At 67.1% G+C, this 21,680-nt stretch carries 25 protein-coding genes and 2 pseudogenes; 15 read left to right on the top strand and 12 right to left on the bottom strand.

All coding sequences use genetic code 11. The features are described 5' to 3' along the window. The first annotated feature begins 73 nt into the window (after positions 1–73). Positions 74–910, top strand: a complete 837-nt coding sequence (locus IOD16_RS27385) for an ADP-ribosylglycohydrolase family protein (RefSeq protein WP_201436670.1) — start codon at positions 74–76, stop codon at positions 908–910. Here the strand turns inward: IOD16_RS27385 and IOD16_RS27380 are convergent. Together IOD16_RS27380 and IOD16_RS27375 are read right to left on the bottom strand one after the other, a co-directional pair. Beyond that, positions 895–1,746, bottom strand: coding sequence for an SRPBCC family protein (locus IOD16_RS27380; RefSeq protein WP_201436669.1), 852 nt, complete (start codon positions 1,744–1,746; stop codon positions 895–897). The two genes, IOD16_RS27385 and IOD16_RS27380, sit on opposite strands and share 16 nt — an antisense overlap. Continuing rightward, entirely contained in the window at positions 1,743–2,051 is a 309-nt protein-coding gene (locus IOD16_RS27375; RefSeq protein ID WP_123746306.1) for an ArsR/SmtB family transcription factor, read from the bottom strand. Before IOD16_RS27375 ends, IOD16_RS27380 begins: the two co-directional genes overlap by 4 nt. Positions 2,052–2,195: 144 nt before the next feature. On the opposite strand from IOD16_RS27375, the gene IOD16_RS27370 reads away from it, so the two are divergent. The 3 genes from IOD16_RS27370 (at position 2,196) to IOD16_RS27360 (ending at position 4,592) form a co-directional block, all read left to right on the top strand. Further along, entirely contained in the window at positions 2,196–3,332 is a 1,137-nt protein-coding gene (locus IOD16_RS27370) for an aminotransferase-like domain-containing protein (protein WP_201436668.1), read from the top strand. A 304-nt stretch (positions 3,333–3,636) separates the two neighbouring features. After that, positions 3,637–4,026, top strand: coding sequence for a hypothetical protein (locus IOD16_RS27365; RefSeq protein ID WP_201436667.1), 390 nt, complete (start codon positions 3,637–3,639; stop codon positions 4,024–4,026). 14 nt (positions 4,027–4,040) lie between these two features. Next, positions 4,041–4,592: a hypothetical protein gene (locus tag IOD16_RS27360; RefSeq protein ID WP_201436666.1), complete on the top strand. Its 552-nt coding sequence runs from the start codon at positions 4,041–4,043 to the stop codon at positions 4,590–4,592. Here IOD16_RS27360 and rnhA read toward each other — a convergent pair. Beyond that, positions 4,548–5,033: a ribonuclease HI gene (gene rnhA, locus IOD16_RS27355; protein WP_123748444.1), complete on the bottom strand. Its 486-nt coding sequence runs from the start codon at positions 5,031–5,033 to the stop codon at positions 4,548–4,550. The two genes, IOD16_RS27360 and rnhA, sit on opposite strands and share 45 nt — an antisense overlap. Before the next feature lie 50 nt (positions 5,034–5,083). Here rnhA and IOD16_RS27350 point away from each other — a divergent pair, with 50 nt between their 5' ends. Both IOD16_RS27350 and IOD16_RS27345 read left to right on the top strand, forming a co-directional pair. Continuing rightward, positions 5,084–5,914 carry a class I SAM-dependent methyltransferase gene (locus tag IOD16_RS27350; RefSeq protein ID WP_236594418.1) on the top strand — a complete coding sequence of 277 codons (831 nt, stop codon included), beginning with the start codon at positions 5,084–5,086 and terminating at the stop codon, positions 5,912–5,914. Between the two features lie 34 nt (positions 5,915–5,948). Next, positions 5,949–6,359: a hypothetical protein gene (locus tag IOD16_RS27345; protein ID WP_201436665.1), complete on the top strand. Its 411-nt coding sequence runs from the start codon at positions 5,949–5,951 to the stop codon at positions 6,357–6,359. A 99-nt stretch (positions 6,360–6,458) separates the two neighbouring features. Here IOD16_RS27345 and IOD16_RS41570 read toward each other — a convergent pair whose 3' ends face one another. From IOD16_RS41570 to IOD16_RS40660, 8 genes and pseudogenes are all read right to left on the bottom strand, one after another. Next, positions 6,459–6,860 carry a beta family protein gene (locus IOD16_RS41570; protein ID WP_201436664.1) on the bottom strand — a complete coding sequence of 134 codons (402 nt, stop codon included), beginning with the start codon at positions 6,858–6,860 and terminating at the stop codon, positions 6,459–6,461. A 285-nt stretch (positions 6,861–7,145) separates the two neighbouring features. After that, positions 7,146–7,532, bottom strand: coding sequence for a hypothetical protein (locus tag IOD16_RS27330; RefSeq protein ID WP_201436663.1), 387 nt, complete (start codon positions 7,530–7,532; stop codon positions 7,146–7,148). Between the two features lie 272 nt (positions 7,533–7,804). Then, positions 7,805–8,338 (bottom strand): PH domain-containing protein, encoded by a 534-nt coding sequence (locus tag IOD16_RS27325; RefSeq protein ID WP_201436662.1) that lies wholly within the window; start codon positions 8,336–8,338, stop codon positions 7,805–7,807. A 191-nt stretch (positions 8,339–8,529) separates the two neighbouring features. Continuing rightward, positions 8,530–8,721: pseudogene (locus IOD16_RS40665) on the bottom strand (MBL fold metallo-hydrolase); the annotation flags it as partial. Between the two features lie 59 nt (positions 8,722–8,780). After that, positions 8,781–9,526 (bottom strand): annotated as a pseudogene (locus tag IOD16_RS27320) (transposase family protein). 314 nt (positions 9,527–9,840) lie between these two features. Continuing rightward, positions 9,841–10,512 carry a hypothetical protein gene (locus IOD16_RS27315; RefSeq protein WP_201436661.1) on the bottom strand — a complete coding sequence of 224 codons (672 nt, stop codon included), beginning with the start codon at positions 10,510–10,512 and terminating at the stop codon, positions 9,841–9,843. Positions 10,513–10,932: 420 nt separating this feature from the next. Further along, positions 10,933–11,175: a DUF4357 domain-containing protein gene (locus tag IOD16_RS41565; RefSeq protein WP_442978133.1), complete on the bottom strand. Its 243-nt coding sequence runs from the start codon at positions 11,173–11,175 to the stop codon at positions 10,933–10,935. Then, positions 11,063–11,902 (bottom strand): GIY-YIG nuclease family protein, encoded by an 840-nt coding sequence (locus IOD16_RS40660; protein ID WP_236594417.1) that lies wholly within the window; start codon positions 11,900–11,902, stop codon positions 11,063–11,065. Before IOD16_RS40660 ends, IOD16_RS41565 begins: the two co-directional genes overlap by 113 nt. Positions 11,903–12,197: 295 nt before the next feature. Between IOD16_RS40660 and IOD16_RS27300 the strand changes: the two genes are divergently transcribed. From IOD16_RS27300 to IOD16_RS27260, 9 genes are all read left to right on the top strand, one after another. Next, on the top strand, positions 12,198–13,703 hold the full coding sequence (locus tag IOD16_RS27300; protein ID WP_201436658.1) for a recombinase family protein: 1,506 nt from the start codon (positions 12,198–12,200) through the stop codon (positions 13,701–13,703). A 324-nt stretch (positions 13,704–14,027) separates the two neighbouring features. After that, positions 14,028–14,534 (top strand): hypothetical protein, encoded by a 507-nt coding sequence (locus IOD16_RS27295; protein WP_201436657.1) that lies wholly within the window; start codon positions 14,028–14,030, stop codon positions 14,532–14,534. A gap of 208 nt (positions 14,535–14,742) precedes the next feature. Next, complete coding sequence (locus IOD16_RS27290; RefSeq protein WP_201436656.1) at positions 14,743–15,480, top strand: hypothetical protein; 738 nt, start codon at positions 14,743–14,745, stop codon at positions 15,478–15,480. Between the two features lie 133 nt (positions 15,481–15,613). Then, a complete protein-coding gene (locus tag IOD16_RS27285; RefSeq protein ID WP_201436655.1) occupies positions 15,614–16,336 on the top strand; it encodes a hypothetical protein in 723 nt (240 codons plus the stop codon). Between the two features lie 36 nt (positions 16,337–16,372). After that, positions 16,373–16,573 (top strand): helix-turn-helix domain-containing protein, encoded by a 201-nt coding sequence (locus IOD16_RS27280; protein WP_201436654.1) that lies wholly within the window; start codon positions 16,373–16,375, stop codon positions 16,571–16,573. Continuing rightward, positions 16,570–16,812, top strand: coding sequence for a hypothetical protein (locus IOD16_RS27275; RefSeq protein WP_201436653.1), 243 nt, complete (start codon positions 16,570–16,572; stop codon positions 16,810–16,812). The genes IOD16_RS27280 and IOD16_RS27275 overlap by 4 nt, the downstream gene beginning before the upstream one ends. Continuing rightward, entirely contained in the window at positions 16,809–18,068 is a 1,260-nt protein-coding gene (locus IOD16_RS27270) for a DUF3987 domain-containing protein (RefSeq protein ID WP_201436652.1), read from the top strand. The genes IOD16_RS27275 and IOD16_RS27270 overlap by 4 nt, the downstream gene beginning before the upstream one ends. 201 nt (positions 18,069–18,269) lie before the next feature. Continuing rightward, positions 18,270–18,674 (top strand): plasmid mobilization protein, encoded by a 405-nt coding sequence (locus IOD16_RS27265; protein WP_201436651.1) that lies wholly within the window; start codon positions 18,270–18,272, stop codon positions 18,672–18,674. Continuing rightward, positions 18,671–20,200, top strand: coding sequence for a relaxase/mobilization nuclease domain-containing protein (locus IOD16_RS27260; RefSeq protein ID WP_201436650.1), 1,530 nt, complete (start codon positions 18,671–18,673; stop codon positions 20,198–20,200). The genes IOD16_RS27265 and IOD16_RS27260 overlap by 4 nt, the downstream gene beginning before the upstream one ends. A 208-nt stretch (positions 20,201–20,408) precedes the next feature. Here the strand turns inward: IOD16_RS27260 and fxlM are convergent, their stop codons facing one another. Then, positions 20,409–21,656: a methyltransferase, FxLD system gene (fxlM, locus tag IOD16_RS27255; protein WP_201436649.1), complete on the bottom strand. Its 1,248-nt coding sequence runs from the start codon at positions 21,654–21,656 to the stop codon at positions 20,409–20,411. Positions 21,657–21,680: the final 24 nt, after the last annotated feature.

The raw sequence follows: 21,680 nt of genomic DNA, 5'->3' as shown, positions 1-21,680 counted from the left end.
GATTCGTACCACCCGACCGGGTGAAAAGGGATATATCGAATCAGTCATAAACGCGCGCTATACGGTGGACGACATGCTCGTCGAACTGGCCATCGGGGACGCCTACGGCGCGGGCTTCGAGTACGCCGACCCCACGCTCGTGACCAGCCACAACACCCTCGCCGGGTACGTCCGGCACCCCAGGCGCACCGGTATCCGCCCCGGCTCGTACACGGACGACACGCAGATGACGCTGGCGTTGGCGGAACTGCGGGTCTCCGGCGCGCCGTGGACACCCGAGTCGGTGGCGTCGGCGTTCGTGACCGCGTTCCACCGCGACCCGCGCGAGGGTTATGCGCGGGGTTTCCAGGCTTTCCTGGAGGGCGTGCGCACCGGCGCGGAGTTCCTGGCCCGCATCCGGCCCGACAGCGACAAGAGCGGCGCGGCGATGCGCGCCGCCCCCGCCGGGCTGCTGCCGACCGTGGCCGACGTGCTGCACCACACCGACGTGCAGGCCAAGGTCACCCACGACACGCCGGGCGGTGTCGCGTCGGCGCGGGCGGCGGCGTTGGCGGTGCACTACTGCCACCACGGGCTGGGGCCGGTGGCGGAGGTCGGCTCGTGGATCGCCGGGCAGCTCGGCTCCGACGCGTGGGCGCGGCCGTGGCGGGGCGAGGTCGGGTCGAAGGGCGTGATGAGCGTGCGCGCCGCGGTGACCGCGTTGGCCGAGGGCGGCTCGCTGAGCTCGGTGCTGCGGGCGTGCGTCGCCTTCACCGGTGACGTGGACACGGTCGCGACGGTCGCGCTGGCCGCCGCGTCGCGGTCCGCCGAGATCCGCGCCGACCTGCCCCCGGTGCTGGTGGACGGGCTGGAGAACGGGCCGTACGGCCGCGACCACCTGGCCCGGGTGGACGCTCAGCTGCTGCGGTAGCGGCCGAGCAGCGCGGCGACCCGGTCCGCCGGCCACGGGCGGACGTCGCCGAACGTGGCGGCGAAGAACAGCTCCAGGCGCACGTGCCAGGCCGCGAGCGCCGTCGGCGCGAACGCCGGGTCCGCGAGCGCGTGCGTCAGCTCGACCGTCGTGCCCCGGTCGGGGTCGTGCCGGAACTCCCAGCGCACCCGGCCGGTCGGCGAGTCGAACACCAGCACGCGCGGCGGCGTCCGCTCGACCAGCGGGCCGGCCGGCACGTGCGGGTTGGTCGCGCGGGCGGGCACGCCGTCCTCGCCCTCGGTGAGCAGCGCCCACACCTCGTCCAGCGGACGCCAGACGAGGTCGCGGACGAACCGCACCACGCCGTCGTCCAGCCGGCCCTGGTCCAGCCCGAACTCGCGGACGTAGTGCTCCATCGGCCCGCGCAGGTCCGTCGGCGGCTCGAACGGGCGGTCGGCGAGCCGCGCCCGCAGACCGGCGAGGCAGGTGTCCCAACCGGCGGCGTTGCGCCCCGCGCCGTGCTCGTCGCCGAGGACGTGCGTGAACACCAGCAGGCAGCCGCGCTCGTGCGGCAGCAGCTCGAACCGCAGCACGTCGGTGTGCCAGCGGAAGGCGAACACCTTCGGCGGGTCGGACTCCAGCACCTCGCCGGTGGTGACCTGGTCGGGGAAGGAGAACGTCATCTCCCGCCCGTCGATCGCCACCGCCGCCGGGAACCAGTGCGCCAGCTCGGCCGGCTCGGTGACCGCCCGCCACACCAGGGCCGGCGGGTGGGCGAGCACCCGTTCGAACCTCAGCACGGGCTTGCCGTCGATCCGTCGCAGTTCGGTGCTCACGAGTCCATCCCGTCCAGTCGGCGTGCCAGCGCGTCCAGGCTGTCCTCCCACATCCGCCGGTACGGCGCGAGCCAGGCGTCGACCTCGGCCAGCGGTCCCGGCCGCAGCCGGTAGAGCCGCCGCTGGGCGTCCCGCCTGACCTCGACCAGCCCGGCCTCGCGCAGCACCTTCAGGTGCTTGGACACCGTCGGCTGGCTCACCGACAGGCCGTCGACCAGGTCGTTGACCGGCCGCTCGCCGTCGCGCAGCACGTCGAGGATGCGGCGTCGCTGCGGGTCGGCGAGCACCGCGAAGGTAGATGCCATGACAGGAATATAGCTCGCACGGCATTATAACCTGTCAACCGGGCGGTTAGGATGGGAACCGGCGCCTCGACCCCAGTGCGGCCTCCCTCATGCGTGGCACAACCGCGTGAACCCTTCCGCTCGACCCTTTCGAGGAGCCCTCCCATGCCGCGCACGTTCGCCGGCTCGCCTGTCCGCGACCTGCTCGCCCTCACCTCCCGTCCCGAGGTCATCTCGTTCGCCGGCGGCCTGCCCGCGCCCGAGCTGTTCGACGTCGAAGGCCTGCGCACGGCCTTCGACCAGGCGCTGTCCCGCCGGACCCTCCAGTACGCGCCCACCGAGGGCGACCCGGACCTGCGCGGCCTGATCGCCGACCGGCTGGGCACCCGCGGCCTGCCCACCGCGGTCGAGGACCTGCTCGTCACCTCCGGCTCGCAACAGGCGTTGACGCTGGTCGTGACCGCGCTGCTGGAACCGGGCGCGGTCGTCGCGGTGGAGGAGCCGACCTACCTGGCCGCGCTGCAGTGCTTCCAGCTCGCCGACGCGCGGATCGTGCCCGTCGCGAGTGACGAGCACGGCATGGTCCCGGCCGCGCTGGCCGACGTGATCGAGCGGGAACGGCCGGAGCTGCTGTACCTGGTGCCGACGTTCGCCAACCCGACCGGCCGGACGTTGAGCGCCGGGCGGAGGGCCGAGGTCGCCGCGCTGGCCGACCGGCACGGCCTGTGGGTCGTCGAGGACGACCCGTACGGCGAGCTGCGCTACCGCGGCGAGCCGGCCCCGTCGCTGGCGTCGATGAGCGACCGCGTGCTGTACCTGGGCAGCTTCTCCAAGGTCGGCGCGCCGGGCATGCGGCTGGGCTGGCTGCGCGCGCCCGCGTCGATCATGCGCACGCTGGTGATCGTGAAGCAGGCGGCGGACCTGCACACGTCCGCCATCGACCAGGCCGCTGCGGCGGCGTACCTGAAGGCGAACGACCTGGACGAGCACATCCGCGGGCTGTGCGCGGCCTACCGGGGGCGGCGGGACGCGATGATCGGCGCGCTGCCGTCGACCACGCCCGCCGGCACGCGGTGGAGCGACCCGGACGGCGGGATGTTCGTGTGGGTGGCCCTGCCGGGCGAGGTGGACACGTCCTCGCTGATCACGGCGGCGTTGGCGCGGGACGTGGCGTTCGTGCCGGGCGCGCCGTTCTACGCGACGACCCCGGACCGGTCGACCCTGCGGCTGTCGTTCACCACCAACACGGTCGAGGAGACCGTGGAGGGGATGCGGCGGCTGGCGACCGTGCTGCGGGGTTAGGCGCGGCGCGGTGTTGACCCCGGCCGGGGTGCGGTGCACCGTGTCGGTTCCGGCGGCGTCGTCTGGCGGTGGTGGTGGAGCCGGGCCCCGGCGGGCCTGAGCCGCCGCGCACGACGACGACCGCCCCCGGATCCGGCGCCGACTCCCCGCCGCCCGTCCCCGCCCCCGTCCCCGGACCGGCCCGGTCCGGGGAGGGGTTCGGCCCGGTCCCCGGCAGGTAGCGGAAGTTTCCGCCCGCCCGAGCCTTGGCCGGTGGTCGTCCGGCTCCCTACTTTCGTGTCATCTCACGGAAGAAGGGGGCCACATGACCGACCACGCGCTGTCGATCCCGTCACCGCCACCACCGCCGCGGCCCCGGGCACGCGCCGCCGTCGTGCTGCTCGGCCTGCTCGTCGTCGTCCTGGTCGGCGCGTCCGTGCTGGCGATCGTGCTGTTCGTCGGCGCGAAGGACGAGCACGCCCTGGAGGTCCAGCGCCTGGACCAGGCGAACCGGTCGCTCACCGAGGCCGAGGGGCGGTTGGCGGACACCGAGTCGGCCAACGACGCCGTCATCGGCCGGATCTCCACGTTGGAGGCGCAGAACGCCGAGCTGCACAAGTGCGCCGACCCGGCCAAGGACTCGATCATCGCGGCGCGGGACGACGACGACGCGGCCCTCGGGCCCGCCGTCGGCCGCGCCTCCGACAACTGCTGAGCCGGGGAGCCGACATGACCACGCCAGAACCCGACCGGGCGTTCACGCCGACCCCTTCGGCGACGCCCTCGCCGACACCTCCTTCGACGCCCGTGCCGACGCCATTCGCGTCGACCCCGCCCGCGCCGACACCGCCGGCCGGCGTGCCGTCGTCACCCGCGCCGACACCGCCGAACGGCGTGCCGCTGCACCACGGGCCGACGCCTCCGCCACCCGCGCGCCCGAGCCGGAAGCCGATCGTCGTGCTGACCGCGCTGGCCGCCGTGCTCGCCGTCGCGACGGGCCTGTTCACCGTCCTCTACCTGGGCGAGCGCGCCGACCGCGACGCCCTCGCGGCCACCAGGTCCGACCAGGAGCGCAGCCTCGCCGACGTGACCGGGAAGCAGGAGGAGGTCGACGCGACGCTGGAGTCCAACCGGTCCCGGGAGTCGACCCTGTCCGGCGAGCACGACCTGCTCACCCGGTGCGTGGAAGCCGCCAAGGGCTACTTCGACCTGCCGCCGGAGCAGACGCCGGAGTCCTCACGCCTGTTCCGCGTCATGTACGACGTCTGCCCGCAGATCTGACTCCACCGCCGCCCGGACGCCGCGGACCGCCAGCCGGTCCGCGCGTTCGTTCTCCGGGTGCCCGGCGTGCCCCTTCACCCAGTGCCACTCGACGTCGTGGGGCGCGGCGGCGGCGTCGAGGCGTTGCCACAGGTCGACGTTCTTGACCGGCTGCCTGGCCGAGGTCAGCCAGCCGTTGGCCTTCCACTTCGCCATCCAGGACAGCACACCGTTGCGGACGTAGGTGCTGTCGGTGTAGATCCGCACCACCGACGGCCGCTTGAGCGTCTCCAAGGCGCGGATCGGCGCCATCAGCTCCATCCGGTTGTTGGTGGTGGCCGTCGACTCCCCGCCGAACAGGTCGCGCTCGTGCGTCCCGTACCGCAGCACCGCGCCCCACCCGCCCGGTCCGGGGTTGCCGCTGCACGCGCCGTCGGTGTAGATCTCCACCACCTGCTCCATGCGGGGGAACATACCGACCGGCTCGAACCGCCCGTGGCGGTCGTTGCGCCGTGAGCGCAATCGCTTCCGCCCGCACGACGGCCGTGGGCACGCTGTCGGGCATGGCACAGGGTTTCCGGGGTGACGTGGCCGACTTCTACCACCGCTACCGGCGCGGGTACCCGCCGGCGGTGCTCGACGCCGTGGTCGAGGCGTTCGGGCTGACACCGGACGACGTCGCGGTGGACCTCGGGTGCGGCACCGGCCAGGTGACCGTGCCCCTCGCGGAGCGGGTCCGGGCCGTGATCGGTGTCGACCCGGAGCCGGACATGCTGGCGCACGGCCGCCGCGCGGGGGAGGAGCGGGGCGCGGCGAACCTGGCGTGGGTGGTCGGGACGGACGCCGACGTGCCCGCGTGGCGCGCCGTGCTCGGCGACGGGTCGGTCGGCGTGGTCACGATCGGCCAGGCGCTGCACTGGATGCGGCACGACGAGCTGTTCCGGGCGCTGCACCCGCTGGTGAGGCCGGGCGGCGGGGTGGCGGTGCTGACCAACGGCGCCCCGTTGTGGTTGCAGGACGAAGACTGGTCGCGGGCGTTGCGCGGGTGCCTGGAGCAGTGGCTGGGCACACCCGCCGGGAACGCGTGCGGCACCGACGAGGAGAGCCAGGCCCGGTACCGGGACAGCCTGGTCGCGGCCGGGTTCCGGGTCGACGTGCGCGGCGTCGACTACACCGCCGAGCTGGACCTGGAGTCCATTGTGGGCGGTGTGCTCTCCGCGCTGCCCGTCGACCGGCTGCCCGCGGACCGGCAGGCGTTCACCGACCTGGTGCGCGCCGCGCTGGAACCGCACGCGCCGTTCACCGAACACGTCCACGTGACGGTGCTGACCGGTCGGCGGTGACGCCGGGGCACGTCCCTCTCCTACGATTCGCCAGGTGGACGAGCCCACGACCCCCGAGGACGAGCCGACGACCCCCGTCGCCGGGATGACGATCAGCCTGCGCACCCGCCGTGACGTGGTGATCGTCGACCCGGACCGCTTCCTGGCCGCCGCCCGCGCGGCACACCACGACCTGCACCCGGACCTCACCGAGGCCGAGGTCGCCGAGGCGATCGCCGACGTCACCGACGCCGCGTACGCGCTCATCGACCGTTACGGCGACCTGGCCGCCGACCACGAACCACCCGACCGCCCCCCGCTGCCGGGCGTCCGCGTCACGGACCGCCCGGACGGCCTGTCACCCGCCGGGTGGATGAGCGAACTGGTGCTGGACGAACCCCACCCGCTGCAGGACTACGGGTGCTTCCTCCCTGATGACGTCTTCGCCCGCCGACCGAAGCACTGAGCGCGCGCCCACCGAACCGCACGCCCACACCATCCCCATTCATCCCCACAGGCATCGAACCGACCCGCACCACCCGCAGGCCGGACCGGGCCGGGCGTGTCACGGCTCCGCCATAGTCCGTCGTGACAGGTGTTCGAGGTGGTGCGACGTACCGATGGCGACCCAGCGGGCGATGGCGCCTGCGCCCGTCCCGGCGTCGCGCCGACACCTGATCAGCTGCGTGTCGCCCCACGAGTAATCGGGTCCGGCGAACTCCGGTCGTGCGGTGAGTTCTGCCACCAGTTGGGCGAAGGCCTTGCCGGCTGCCCCCTCGATCGGTTTCCCGTCCTCTCGGGGCAGTTGCCTGCGCAGAGTGATGACCCGTCCTGGAACCGTGTAGTAGAGGAAGGGGTTGATCGTCCTGGGACCGGGAGCACCGGTTGTCGTCGGCGCCGGGTGGACGACGCCGTAATCGCCGTAGTGGACCGATCCCCCGGTGTCGTGTCGTTGACCGCGCGCCACATCGGTACTTCGGGTCGATCACGCGTCGTGGTGGCGAACCCGGTCCGCACCGCCGGGATCGACCCGGAGAGCAGTGTCGTCGACATCGGCCCGAGGAGGTCGACGAGGACCTCGGCCAGACCGGACGCCTGCGCCACCGTCGCGGCTCGCACTGCTCCGACGAAGCCCAGGTCGATCACGGCGTGGAGGTGCCCTGCCTCGACCCGGGTCCGGCCGGCGATGCGCCGCAGGCGGTCCGCGAGGTCGCTCGGCCGGATGTCGAGGTTCCTGATCCTCACCGCGACGTCACGTTGCCGATGCTCCTGCAGGAGGGGGGATCACCGCCAATTGCTCGTCGGAGGCGGAAGCCGGCACGACCGGCACCAGCGCGGGCACGCCGGGAGCCGGCAAGCCCAGCCTGCCGTGCAGCGCTGCCTCGATCCGGTTGTCGAGGAACTCCAAGGGGCCACCGGGCTGTCGTGACAGCGGGCTCGCACCGCTCAGCAGGTGCGCGTCGATCCACAGAGGCTGCCTCAGTTCGGCCATGTGCTCCGCGGCCCTGATGAGCGCGGGCAGAAGTCGACCGCCTTCGGCCGTGACCGAATCCGACAACTCGACCACGATCGTCATGCGTCCGTCGTCGCGAGGGGGGACCTGACGGAGCGCTTCGAGTTCGCCCATCTTGCTCTTCACGACGACCAGTGGTCTGAAGGGCATGATGCGTCTCCCGTCCGGGGGCCGAGTGCTCGGTGTTCGTCCCGAACCTTCGATCATGGAAGACGGATTGGTTCCGTGAAAGCCTGCCGGACGGGTGACACCGGTCGGCCGATGGAGGCTCCCTTCCGTCACGGCTGATGCGCATGACGGCGGGTCGGCGAGGAAAGGCGCCGGTGGTGCCGCCTCCGCGAAAGGGGTGAGTCTTATGCGCCGTGATGTGTGAAGCAGAGCGGTTGTGCGCGTGTCCCCTACAACCGTGCGAGGAGTTCTCGCTTCTTCGCTTCGAACTCGTCCGTCGTCACGATTCCCGCGTCGCGTAGTTCGCCGAGCTTGCGCAACTGGTCGAACACGTCCGGCTCGGCGACGGCGGGCTTGGACCGGGTGGCGACGGGTGCCGGCGACGAGGACAGCCGGTTGCGGACGGTGTCGGCGATCTGCTTGCCGTCCTTCTTGTTCATGTTCTTGATCTCCGCCTTGTTGCCCGAGGCGAAGACGATGAGGTTGCCCAGTGCCATGCCGGACGACCACTGGATCGAGGAGATCTTCTCGATGGGGAAGTCCTCGGTCACCTGCCTGCCGATGCCATCCTTGACGAACAACAACCGGCGGTCGGTCAGGACGACCAAACCCTGGCCCGGTCCATACGCCCCGGCGGCCATCAGCTCGACCTGCTCACCCTCCCACAGGTACTCCAAGAGGCGCTTGATTTCACGACCTGCGCCGATTCTCGCCTGCATCTTGTCTTTCGCCGCCTGGATATCCGGGCGCAGCTCGTCTGCCATCGCACTCCTCGCTCGAAACAGATGTGTACTGCCATCGTCCGCAAGGGTGCTGCTTGTTACAGGCATGCGCACTTCTGCTCGTGAAGGCGGCAGCAGGTGCGATACGGCAGATGCCTTCGACAGCACTGTCCACGATCAGCCGTTCCGGGTGTGGTCCGTCCGACACTCGTCGACGGACCACACTCCGTACGTCACCAGCCGCGCGTGCGCCACTCGGACAGGTGAGGTCGCTCACGCCCCAGAGTGGTGTCATCCCCATGACCCGGGTACACCCAGGTGTCGTCCGGCAGTTCGTCGAAGATCCGCGACGACACGTCGTCGATCAGCGAACCGAAGGTGTCGGGCGACGTGGTCTTGCCGACTCCCCCCGGGAAGAGTAAATCACACTAGCGGTGAACATGTCCTGTGTGGTCTAGATTGGCTCTGCGACCGCGAGCCATCGTCAGTGGTGGCTGGCCTCGAAGTGGTGCAACACCAGGACGGCCGCGATGATCGCGGTGGCTGGCGAGGGCAGCAGCGCAGCTTGGCCAGAACCTTCCAGCTCCTGAAGGGTGGACACCGCGCGTTCGCTGAGGGCGTGGGCCCGGTTGACCGTCTTCTGCCCGCAGGAAAGTCGTGGCCGCCCGCGGTGACGTTTGAACGGAATGCGGACCGTTCATCAGGCACCCTGGTAGGACTTGTCGGCGAAGGTGGTAACGTCGCTGTCGGCCAACACCTCAATTAGGTGGTGGGTGCGGGCTGCAGCCCGCTCATGGACGGCACCGGGCAGTGCTGGCGACGCCGACACCAGCCGCCCGGCGGGGTCGGCCAAGACTTGGCCATTGACTCCGTGGCGTCGGTGTTTCCCGGAGTAGTAGGGCCTTCGGTCTGCGATCGGGTCGATGGGGACCAAGCTGCCGCCGAGGATCGCGTAGGCCAGGCGGGCGGCCCGCCCGCCTGCGGCGTGGACGTCGACGGCCAAGGCGCCCAACAGGTCCACCGCTTCACGGACGCGCCTCCATACCGTGCTGGAGGAGATGCCGAACCCGCTGGCGAGGCGGGTGTAGGCGTCGCCGTTGCGCAGGTGGGGCGAGTACGAGTAGCGCCTGGCGGCCCAGGCTCCAGACGCTGCCATCGGGACCGACGTCGGGAGCGGTGCCCACGGATCAGATGGCCGAGCGGGACGAGGGTCCGGTTGGGCAGCGGAATCGCGTCAGGTTAGACAGCACGGCGAGGCTCCCGGTCGGGGGTATCGGATCTGGTCGACTGGTGTCTTACCAGGAGCCTCGCCCATACTGCCTCCAGCCGTTCAGCTTCTGCCGTGACATGGACTGTCACGATGAAAACGCTCATTCTGTCATCGCGCAGGAGGACTTTGGCTGGTCGTTGGGCTCACGTGCGGTTCATGATCGAAGAGCTGGCATGACAATGGTTTGGCGACAGCCCGAATTTTCCGTGTGTTACAGGCCCACTGTATTCCAACTTTTTGCGCTGAATCTTTGGGTGATCAGACGCAGCTGTCATCAACCCATTTCGAAGAAATCTTTCCAGTCGTCGAAGCTCATCGCTTCGTCCCAGTTTGTGGTTACTGTAGTGCCGTCTGCGGGCCTTCGTGGAGTGTCTTCCGACGATCGGTCGAGTATTTCTAGCACATCTTCATAAAGTCCTTGTATTTCTCCAAGTTCCGCACTACGGATACGTTCTCTGAGGCGAGATGGAAGGCCGACTCGCAAGCCGAGGGGGCCGAATGACGCCATGTCCATGGACGAGTCTTCCTCGGCGTCCCCAATCTCAATGGCCCGAACGAATGGTAAATAGTGTGCAAGCATGAGTCGATCCATCGATACCTGGAGAGAGATTGTTTCGATGTCGTCCTCGTCGGGATCGAACGCGCTCAATTGCATGTATCCGGACTGCGGAGGGAAGTAGGCAACACAGCCAAGGGCTACCCACGGTCGCGAGCCGTTGATATCGCTCACTGAACGCTTTTGTGCAACCATCTTGTCTCGGAGATCGGAACCTACTCCACTGGATCTACCTTTCGCCTCGGCCACCACCCAGCCCTTTGGTGCCAGGCCAAAAAGGTCGGCGCGTTGTTGAGTTGCACCGAAGCTTATTCCGAAATGATTGGAGTACCGGTCTATGTGCATCAGGTAGGCTGTCGCGAGCTCCCACTCGCAGAATATTGCAGTCATTGCCTGTCCTAGCGCATACGACAAGGCCGTCTTTTCTGACCTGTCCAGTTCCAGGGCCAGGTTTGAGCGAGTCAGTCTCGCGCCTCGGTAGGTACGCCTCACATATGCCGGAATCAGGGACGAGCGGTGTAGCCACTCGTACGCCGACACCACTCCATATTTCGCCCTATCGCCAGGAGCTCGGCCGGTCACGAATAGTGCGTGAGCTAGGTCATCCGCGTTAAATGATAATTGACCGGAGTTTAGAACCGTATTCGGCGGAAATGCCTCAGCATGGAATCTGACATTCATGTCCGGCGGTGGGCTGTCAACCACAAGTGCTCCGTAGGCCAGTAATTTGTGGCTCGTTGTATCGTTGATTAGAGGAGGATGGGGGTGGCGCTATGTTAGACCTGTCAGGAAGAGTGAATTTCGAAGATCTTACTCTGAGTGGTATCCGATATACTTCTCATTCTGTTCCTCGGAACTGCTGTTGAGAGCTTCGGTCGCCGGAGCGACGGTCATGGCTTCTTGATTTGCACGGAGAGACCGTCCTTGTGCGTCTCTCCATTCAGTGCGCCCGTTCTTGCTGCCACCGGACAGCACGCTTGCGGCGCTCGATGGACTGTCGAAGACGTATGTCCTGGTCAGGCGGATCTGGTCTGATCCATGTTTGACCAGCACGCCTTCCTCCATTAGCTTTTCGCGTATCGCACGGTAACTGGAGGACATGGTCATTGTGTCGAGATCGACCGAGTGCTCCTTCGAAAACCGTAAATCCGCGCGAATCTTCGGTGCCTTCTGCGGTGGTGGACTTGGCATTGAGGAAGTATGTCGTTCGCGACTCGATCCCGTCGGTCGTCATGACCTTTGCAACTTCGGCTGCTGTGATTGGTGCTTCGAACGCGTGGACGCCAACAATCGGGAGGATTATGAGCATATTCGCGAGGTAAGCCTCCATATCGGCTATCTCGGGCTCGCTCAGCCACGGCAAGTCAGGAGCAGTTCCGTTGTCAAGATGAACGACACCTGCTTTCATTGCGATCTTGATGAATCGAGCTTCGAGGTATCTGACATGTACTTTGTTGAGCGAATCGTCGGTGGTTGTCAGTACGTAGGCATTCGTCCAGAAATCCTTATTTCGTTGGTGGGAATCAAGGCGTACGGCAACCGAGTCTCCTTCCCCGATGTAGAGAACGTCGGGTCCCGTGGCATCGGGATCGGGACCAGTCAGTAGATAGACGCCGGTTCGCCGGAACTCTTCGCGGAGGCGTGCGCTCGCGTAGTCAGCCCTCGAGAAAGCGAGGCACACGCCGGTCCACTGACTGCGGTTGACGACTCGTATCCCCTGCGGTGTGCCGTCGACGAGGAACAAGCGGATAGTGGCACCGTTCGTGATGGCCTGCGTCATGGCGTCATTAAACCAATTGGGCCGGTCACTCGCGTTAGGCCCCCGCCCGAAGGTTGACCGATCTCAGCGTGACGCGATCACCAACCGCGCGAACGTCACCCCATAAGTTCGACTACTCGCATCGAGGTGGAGTCGTATCCATGGCTGCGGTGGAGCACTTGTCGCCCCGGCAGTACGTCGAAAGTCGGGTCTTCATGTCCTGACCAGCGCGACGAGTGCCTGTAGCAATCTTGTAACCAGGTGCTTCAGAGGCTAGCAAGTGTCATTAGCGGTGAACACGCGCTAGCCTTACCGCATGGACGAGGCGGTGGGGGTCTACGCCCGTATCAGCGAGGACCCGCTGGGGCTGGAGAAGGGCGTCAAGCGGCAGGTCACCGATGGTGTGGCCCTCTGCGGACAGCGTGGCTGGACGATCTACGACACGTTCGTCGACAACGACCTATCCGCGCTCAGGGGCGGCCCGCGGCCCGAGTACGACAGGCTGATCGAAGCGGCAGTCGCGGGCAAGATCACGCGGATCGTGGCATTCCAGATGTCCAGGTTGTGGCGCAACCGTCGAGAGCGTGCCGAGGCGATCGAGAAGCTGTCCAAGGCAGGCGTCTCGGTGGTCCTGGTGAAGGGCTCCGACATCGACTTGACCTCCGCCTACGGCCGCGCGCTGGCCGGACTGCTGGGCGAGTTCGACACGATGGAGTCCGAGGTCAAGGCCGAGCGGGTGGAGGCTGCGGCCCGGCAGCGCGCAGAGGAGGGCAAGGCCAACGGTGCGGTCGCCTACGGCTGGCGGAGGGTGAAGGTCCGCAATAGCAGCGGCGAGGTGATCGACTGGTACGACGAGATCGAGCCAGAGGAAGCGGCCATAGTCCGCGAGATCGTGGACCGCCTGTTGGCTCGGGAGTCGCTCAATGCGATCACCTCAGACCTCAACGCGAGAGGCGTTCCCACGCCACAGGGCGGCGGCAAGACGTGGCGCACCAGCTCAGTGCGCAAGCTGGCGCTGCGTCTCGCGAACATCGCGAGGCGAGCCCGCGGGCGCCAGGACTTCGGCCCGGCCGCCTGGCCGCCGATCATCGAAAGTGACCGACACGACCAGGTCACGGCGCTATTGAACGACCCATCCCGAGTGCAGACCCGCGGTGGTGCGCGGCAGCATCTCCTGACCTTCGGTATCGGTCGGTGCGGCAAGCCTGGGTGTGGCACCCGCCTTCGGGTTGCCCAGAAGTGGATCAACCCGCGACACAAGGAGTTGGGCAAGGTCCCGCTGTACGTGTGTGACAGCCCGTCATCGTGCGTCGGTCGGCGTCAGAGCTGGGTGGACGACCTCGTCGAGCGCGTAGTCGTGCGCCGGCTGCAAGAGCCAGATGCCCGTGATCTGTTGACCCGAGACGACGACAAGGCGCGGGCAGCACGTGAGCGCGTAGAGACACTCCGCGCTCGCCTGAACGGTGCGGCCGACGACTACGCGGACGGCGTTATCGACCGCGAGCAGATGCGGAGGATCACCACGACGCTGCGGCCGGAGTTGGAGAAGGCCGAGCAGGACTCCATGCGCGCGGTTCAAGGGATCCCACCGCACATCCTCGGGGACATCATCGGTCCCAAGGCCAGGGAACGTTGGCGCGACCTGCAGGTGACCCAGAAGCGGGCGTTGCTGGAGGCGATGGGTGTCGTGGTGACGATCCTTCCTGCCCGAGGCGGTGCGGGTTTTAGACCGGAGTCCGTTGACGTGCGGTTCATGAGTGACAGAGAGAGCGCGATGGCCGATGAGATGACAGCGGCATTGACGATGAGCAGCCGACGTTGACTTCCCCGTGCAACGTTGGCATGGCGCCGCATGCAATGTGTCCGCTGTCGAGATACGAATACTGGCACTGAAGCCTATCGGCAAGTCCTTCCACGTTTCACATCTCGCGTCCATCGGGTTATGATGTGGGGTCGCTTTAACCGGGTTGACATCCGTTGCATGATCTATGCATGAGGCTGTAAATCTTCACGATCGGTTGACATGGGCTGCGGTCATGATGGCCATAGGCTTGGCGTGAGGTAAAGTCTGATGTGATCACATAGTGGAGAGGTGCAAGTAATGGACGACGCTGGGAAGCTGTCCACTAGTTCATGGTCTCCTCGGATGGAGATGGTCGATCCGGTGACTCTTGCTGGAGTGGACCCTGGAACACTGCTTCTACTTCCAGATAAGATCGGAAAGGAAGGTAGGGCTCTATATCGCGATGATAATGCAGGCTTGGTTAAAACCATCCGGGCCGAAGGTGCATCGCTTGAGTTCGCTTGGCCGCGTGATCGGCGTGCTTACGTTAGCGAGTTTGGGGCGGGAGAAGTCATTGCCGCTGTCACGCTCGGCGTAGTTGGCAATTTTACGACCGATGTGATCAGGTATATGTATCGCATAGTGCAGTTCCGGGTTGCGGCAGCGCTCGGCCGTCCTGTACTTGATGGCCAGGAGATCGATGAAGTTGTTACCTTCAAAGTAGCACGTTTTGAATCCTCGCCCCAGCGTCGCGTAATTGAAGGGTTGGAGTGTAGTGGCCCGGTGAGTGGAGTGATTGATCTGATTAAGTCACTCGTGGATTCCGAGGTCGAGTCGTTCGATGGTGAGCCAGATGGCCAAAGCGAGTAAGTATGGGCCCGGAGGGCTGTTGGTTGGCGGGTTGGTGGCCCGGACAGGTGTGCCTATCGCTCCTGCCGCTGGGTCGCGCCGAGCGGCCTACCTCGAGCACGAAGGAATAACCTACCTTAGGAAATCATTCCGACAGTATGGTCTTAGTCTGCGCATTGCGGGACTGTCGTTGGCTTGGGATCTGCGGGTCTTCTCACGATCGCACGGCATGTGGAGGACGCAGGCTTTCGATGATGGAATAAAAGATGCGCGTCGCCGGCAACAGGTGTGGCGTACTAGTGAAGATTTGCTCACGCACCGGCGTGAGACTGCCTACGGCATCGGCAACTCTGGTTACCAGGCGCAGTATCGAGCTGCTGAGTCAGCCGCGCGGAACGCCCTCGATGCGGCTGTTTCCGCGTACAATTTTCTCGAAGATCATCCTCTTGCTGATATCGCTCATCAGCATGCGCACGCAGTCGGTGAATTTGTCGGTGGTATCTTCGGCTGCTGGATTCGGATGTACGACGGAGTCTACTGGGATGAATGCCCCGCAACTCTGATGCATCACCGCTGGGGATTCTCGCCTGGCTACACAAGTCGACGCCTTTGTTCAATCTGCTTCGAGGATATTGACGACTGTCCTCATTTGATCGGACAGAAATATGAGATGATCGCCGCTAGGGACGACCAGGGGAGGTGTAATTGTTGCGGCTGGACTGATTGTTCGCATGTTCCGGGACAGTCTGTCGAGGTCAATCCGGTGGCGATCCATGGCGATATTGACCTCGAGGAAGTAAGCATGGTGTCCCGCCCGCGCGACCCGCTAGCGCGACCCACGCGCATCTCGCTGGATGTAGAGGCGCTAGGGGCAGTGCTTGATCTCGATTCAAGCGAGGGAATTTTACGTTGTTATAGGTGTGTCAATTCTTGCGAAGGTTTTATTGATCCTTCGTTTGATTTCTAACCGCGAGGAAGACCGCTTTTTTGTTAAAACTTACCTGACGTTTTTGTGACATCGCAATGTAGTTGTCTCAGTACCGACTGTGAGTCGTTCGACTGTCTGCCCTGTGTGGTCTAACGTGGTCTAACGTGGTCTCATGGGGGCTGGTGACAACACCAGGATCGTAGAGGAACGACCGCCGCAACGGTTGGCCGTGCCGTCGTCCGCTGTACCGGATTCCTATTCGGTCGGTGAGATCAGGCGCGCGGTCAATAGTCTTCGCGCGCTTCGCCTCACGCAGGCCGAGCCTCCCGACGAGGGATGGCCGCAGGGACTGGCGGCCGGGTTCGAGGCATTCGTCGAGCGCGACGACCGGATCCGGGCGCGGATCACGGCGGGACATGCGAAGCGACTGAGGTTGCTGCGACGAGCGGACGATCTGCCGTACACGGTGCAGGAAGACCTGTTCGTATTGACCGGCAAGGCGTTGACCACGGCCACGCCACAGGATCTCGGCATCACCGTCTCGTACTACCCGGGCTCCTCACGAGCCCAGCAGGAGAAGGTGATCAGTGACGCCGAAGCGGTCATCCAGCTGATCAGACTGCTACTCTTCTGGGCTGCGTTGGGCGCCCGGAAGTACCCGACAGCACTCCGCGCCCTCCTGCTCTTGATCTTCGGCCCGCGGCTCGTGCCGCACCTTCTGACGTGGCCGGCCTCGAACGCACCGCCGCCTCGAACGCAGCATCCACCAGGCCGCCTTGTTCTCGCTGAGCCCCGTGTAGCTCGCGCGCCGGGCCGCCGTTGGTCCCTCGCCGCTGTCGTGCAGCGAGGGCCACGTCGGGCTGTGCACGCTTGGGGGAGCGCTTTGACCACGTAGCCCGTCGTGGCCTTCCCGCATCGGAAGGGCCACACCGTGGCAGACAAGAACATAGAACCCGCCTACCTGTCCGTGGGGGACGCGGCAGGGCGCCTGTCCGTGTCCGAGGTGACGATTCGCCGCGCCATCAGGTCCGGCGCGCTCGCGCACGTCCGGATCGGACGGGCTGTGCGGATCGCCGTCGCCGACCTCGACGCCTACGCCACTGCGCGGCGTGAGGGCGGTGAGGCGCGATGACAGATCGCCGCAAGCTCACCAACCCGGGCGGCAGGCAGTGCCGGACACGGCGTGCGCTAACGGAATCCCAGGCAGCCACCGAGGCGGGCTTGGAAGCGTACGTCGAGCGCATCGTTCGCGCTGCGCCGCCGTTCACCGCCAGCCAGCGTGCTCGGATCGCGGCGATCCTCAACGGGAGCGCACCCGCTGCTGAACGCGCGAACCGGCCATCGATCGACCACGAGGACGGTCGTACGTGACGCACTCTGGGGAGTCCTACGAAGAGACGAATAAAACGAACGAATTGCCACCCGCTCCTCCCGCAGTGGACCCGACGGTCTTCCGCGGGGTGCTCGGTGAGCTGGTGATGGCCGCCGACCCGACGACCGAGGCGGACCCGATCGGCGTGTTGGTGTCGCTGATGGCCAACGTCAGTGCCGTCATAGGCACCGGTCCACACGTCCAGATCGGCAACACCCGGCATCCACTGATCGTCTGGCCGCTGCTGTTCGGCCGCACCGGTGCGGGACGCAAGGGTGATGCCACGGAGACCGCGGACCGGCTCACCTGGGCCGCCGTGCCCGAGGTCGGCCACCTATTCGTGAGTGGCCTGTCCTCCGGTGAAGGGCTGATCGAACGCATCCGCGACCCGCGCGACGAGAACGACCCGGGCGGCACCGAGGACAAGCGGCTGAGGATCCTCGAAGCCGAATTCGGCTCCGTCATGGCCCGCGCCAAGCGAGAGGGCAACACCGTCGGAGCGGTGCTGCGCGAAGGCTGGTCGGGCAAGGCTCTGGCCGTGATGAACCGCCTCGCGCTGCGTGCCTCGTCCTCGCACGTGGTCATCATCGGCCACGTCACGCCCCGTGAGTTCCGCCTCAGGCTGGCCCAGACTGAGATGGCCGGCGGCACCTTCAACCGCTTCCTCCCCGTCTACGTCGAGCGCTCCAAGCGGCTCCCGTTGCCGGAGGGGATTGCACCCGAGGTCCTGTCGGAGCTGGGTGCCCGGCTGCGCGAAGCAGTCGAGCGAGCAGCGCGTCACGGGGAAGTCGGCCTGGACGAGGAAGCCCGCCGGTTGTGGAACGAGGAGCTGTACGACGAGCTGGGCTGTGCTGACGACGAGGAGGGCGCCTGGACCGAGTTCGCCCGTCGAGCATTGCCGTACTGCCGCCGCATCGCCGCCCTGTACGCGGTCCTGGACGACCGCGACCAGGTCGACGTGAAGGACCTCAAGGCGGCTGCCGCGCTGGTGCGCTACTCGATCGGAACGGCCAAGTTCGTCCTCGACCGGACGCTGCGCAACCCGAGAGTCGACACCTTGCGCCGGGCTCTGGACGGTGTGGGCGAGGCCGGACTTGGGCGCGGCGAAGTGTCCGCGTTGTTCGGGCGCAACCTCACCAAACAGGTGCTCGACGAGCTGCTCCACGAGGTGATGGCCACCGGCGAGTACACCGAATTCCGGCACTCCGGGGAGCGCGGACGGCCATCGATGCGGTACCGGCGTGCCGAGTCCTAGCGGCCGGTTGAGCGACGAATTGCTTCGTTTCTTCGTCGCCGCGGAAGCCCTGACCGCTGGTGGGGGCGGTTTGGGGAGCCACCCCCACCAGCGGTCAGCAAGTTAGGGATCCGGTTACCGGATCCCGATGCCGCAGCCGAGCGCTGCGGTTGACGTCCCGGGCGTGCAGGGGGCACGCCCGGCTACTCATCGGGGGAACTGATGACGCAACGGAAGACGCGGCGGCAGCGTCGCGTGACGGGCGGCTCGCCCGTCAGCATCCACGTCCGCACCACGGTCACGACCTACGCAGCTCTCGTCGCACGTGCGGCGGTCGCGGGCCTGTCGATCCCGCGCTACCTGGTGGAGTCCGCGCTGCGCGACTCGACCACCGGCTGGAGCCTGCGCGAGCAGCGCTGGTGGGCTGAACGACTCGACACCGTCGAGACCCGGCTCATTCGCATCGGCACCAACCTCAACCAGATGGCCACCGTCGCCAACAGCACCGGCGATCTACCACCGGAGCTACCCGCCGCGCTGGCCTACTTCACCGCGACCCTGGAGCAGCACCGGGCCGTGCTCGCGGCGATCGACCCGGCCGACTCCTCACGTGAGCGCGAGCTGTGATCGCCAAGGCTCCGGCGAAGGGCAAGTACGGCAAGGACACCTACGGTCTGCTGCGCTACCTGTTCGGTCCCGGCAAGAGCAACGAGCACACCGACCCGCACCTGGTCGCGGCCTGGGATCCGGAGTGGCTGGAGGGCGGCGCGTTCGCCGAGCACCACCGCGGCTGGCTGGCCCGCCTCGCTCGGGAAATCGACGCGCCGAGGACCGGGCACGAGGTGGACCTGGAAGGCGGTCACGTCTACCACCTGGTGCTGTCCATCCCCAGCCAGGACGGCGCGCTCGGTGATGCCCGTTGGCGCGAGCTGGTGGAGGAGGCCGTCGACCGGATGGGCTTCGGCCCGACCGACGACGGCAGGGCCGGGTGCCGGTGGGTCGCGGTGCACCACGGCCCGAGCAAGGACGGCAACGACCACGTCCACGTCGCCATCAACCTCGTCCGCGGTGACGGCACCATCGCCGACACCTACCGCAACTGGCCGCGCTGGCGGCAGTGGTGCCTGGAGGTGGAGCAGCGCCTCGACCTGACCCGGACCTCGCCGGCGAACCAGACGGCGCCGATACGGTCGACACGTGCCGAAGTCGAGAAGGCCACCCGCTACCGGCGAGCGGACACCAACCGGGACCTGCTGCGCACGAAGGTCCGTACCGCAGCCGTCGAGGCATCCTCGGCGCGGGAGTTCATCGCGCTGCTGGAGCGTGACCTTCAGGTGGCGGTGCAGCCACGCTGGGGCTCGGACAGGCAACTGACCGCTTACCGCGTGGCGTTGCGCGCGGAGTGGGAGAAAGCATCTGCCGACGGCCGGATCTGGTTCAGCGGCAGCAGTCTCGCCCATGACCTGTCCGCTCCGAAGCTGACCGCCAGGTGGACCAGCACACGACAACCAGCCCAGGAGCAGGCGGAAGTGCGCCGCGCTCCCGAGGAGTTGCTCACCAGAGCGACGCAGGCCGTCGACAATGCCCGGCGCCACCTCACCGGCCGCGTCATCGCGGGCGATGTCTCCGACGGCAGCGGCGGTGACGACGTCGCCCACGCCACGGCGGATATGCTCGTCGCGGTCGCCAGGGCACTCGGTGGCCCTGAACCGGGTGCCCTGGCCGAGGTGGTCGTCGTCTACGAGCGGGCCGCCACAGCACCGCGCAGGGGCCAGCCTGTCTGGCAGACCGAGGTCGCGGCAGCGCTACGCACCACCGCACGCGACCTGTTCAGGGCGGGCATCCTCTCCAAACGCAACAGTACCGGCCTGCTCGCCGCGGCCCTCGTCCTCGCGCTTATCGCACTGCTGGTCCAGATCGCCGCGTGGCGACAGCTGAGCCGCCAGCAAGCACAAGCCACCGCCGCCACCCGCGCAGCGGCCAGGATGAACAACTACAGCGCCTACCTGGCCAAACGACACCCACCAACCGGCCGCCCGGAGCCGCTGTCATTTCAACCAGAGCCGGTGCACAAACCATCATCACTATCCCCGCCCTTGGCGCGACGACCACAGCACCCGCAACCAGACCCGACTATCAGACGCACACGCTGAACCGCGCGGAGCGCCGGACCAGAACCGGTGCTCCGCGCTGCCCAGCCCTGAACCTTTGTCGGACGTCGAGCGGGTCGGCACAGGGTGTGGAGTCCTGTGCCGACCCGAACCGACGTCTCCAGTCAACGGACCAGCCTCAACGCGGGCTGTGCAGACCTGGCTGGGGTATGGACCTCCGCCCCTCAGTCCGCACAGCGCGGTCTTGAGGTCAGCCGGACACGTCGTCGTAGGTGAGCACGAACCTGCTGTGGGTTTTGTCGATGGCAGGGCCAGCCAGCTCGCTGTCCGGCATGTCGACGGGGTAGACGATCAGGGTGGGCTTCCGTCGATCGCGCTCGGGCGTCCAGGCTCGGATCTCGTCGCACAGGTGCTCGGTCAACTCGGCGGCGGCCGGGCCGTGGCCGATCGCGCCCAGCTCCCACCGCACCTCGTCGCCGTTGGTCTGGCGGCGGGACGTGAGGTAGGCCAGGGAGTCGCCGTCGACCAGCGCCGGGGACCGGAACGCCTGGATCGGGTCGCACACCTCGGGCGCGACGTCGGAGTGGGCGTCGATCCGGCAGACGCGCTGGTCGGTAACAGTAAGGCGGAGCCAGATCCCGTCGTGCGACTCGTCGCCGGCGATGGTGACGCCCGACCAGGCGGTGGTGCGCGGCTGGTCGAGCACTCCGCGCAGTGCGTCCAGGTCAATGGCTTGGTCCCGGTCCCAGTGGAGCTTGACCGTCTCGTCGGCGGTGATCGGGCCGCTGAGTTCGCCCTCGTCGGCGTTGACCAGGTACACGAAGCCGCACAGGTAGATCGAGTCGGAGACCAGCCGACCGTCGGTGTAGGTGAAGCCGACGCTGCGTGCCTGGCCGCGCCAGCGCAGCGGCGCGACCAGCCGTGCGCCGGGGGCGAGCTGCTGCCACCAGGCGGCGGGGATGTCCCAAGGCGAGACGGTGGCGATGAGGCGATCATAAGGCGCGTGGTCGGCGTAGCCGAGCCCGCCATCACCGGTGATCACGTGGACGTCGGCGTGACCTGCGGTGGTCAGGTTGCGTGAGGCTTGCGCGGTGACATCCGGGTCGATATCGATGGTGGTCACCAGGTCGGCGCGGCCGGTCAACCGGGCGAGCAGGCTTGCGTTGTAGCCGGTTCCGGCGCCGATCTCCAGGACTCGATTGCCCGGCTGGACGTCGAGCTGGTCGAGCATCATGGCGACCACGAACGGCGCCGATGCGCAGGACAGCGAGCGGCCGTCCTCGAAGCGGTGGGTGATCACCGCCTGCCACGGGTTGTAGGCGGACTTCAGGCCGGCCTCGGGCACGAACTCGTGGCGGGGCGTGTCCCGCAGGACCCGCTCCACCTCCTCGCGCTGGGCATACCCGGCCTTGCGGACCTTCTCGACCATCTCAGCGCGCAACGCCTCGGGTGAGGCGGCGGTCTCGGCCGTCGGGTCGGTGGCGGTGTCGGAGTCCATCGGTTCCTTTCGTCGTTCAGCGGT

Origin of the sequence: Saccharothrix sp. 6-C, from assembly GCF_016695385.1 — a bacterium.
Lineage (GTDB): Bacteria > Actinomycetota > Actinomycetes > Mycobacteriales > Pseudonocardiaceae > Actinosynnema > Actinosynnema texasense.
Note: the sequence above shows the minus strand (reverse complement) of the source record. Positions and strands in the feature narration are given on the sequence as shown.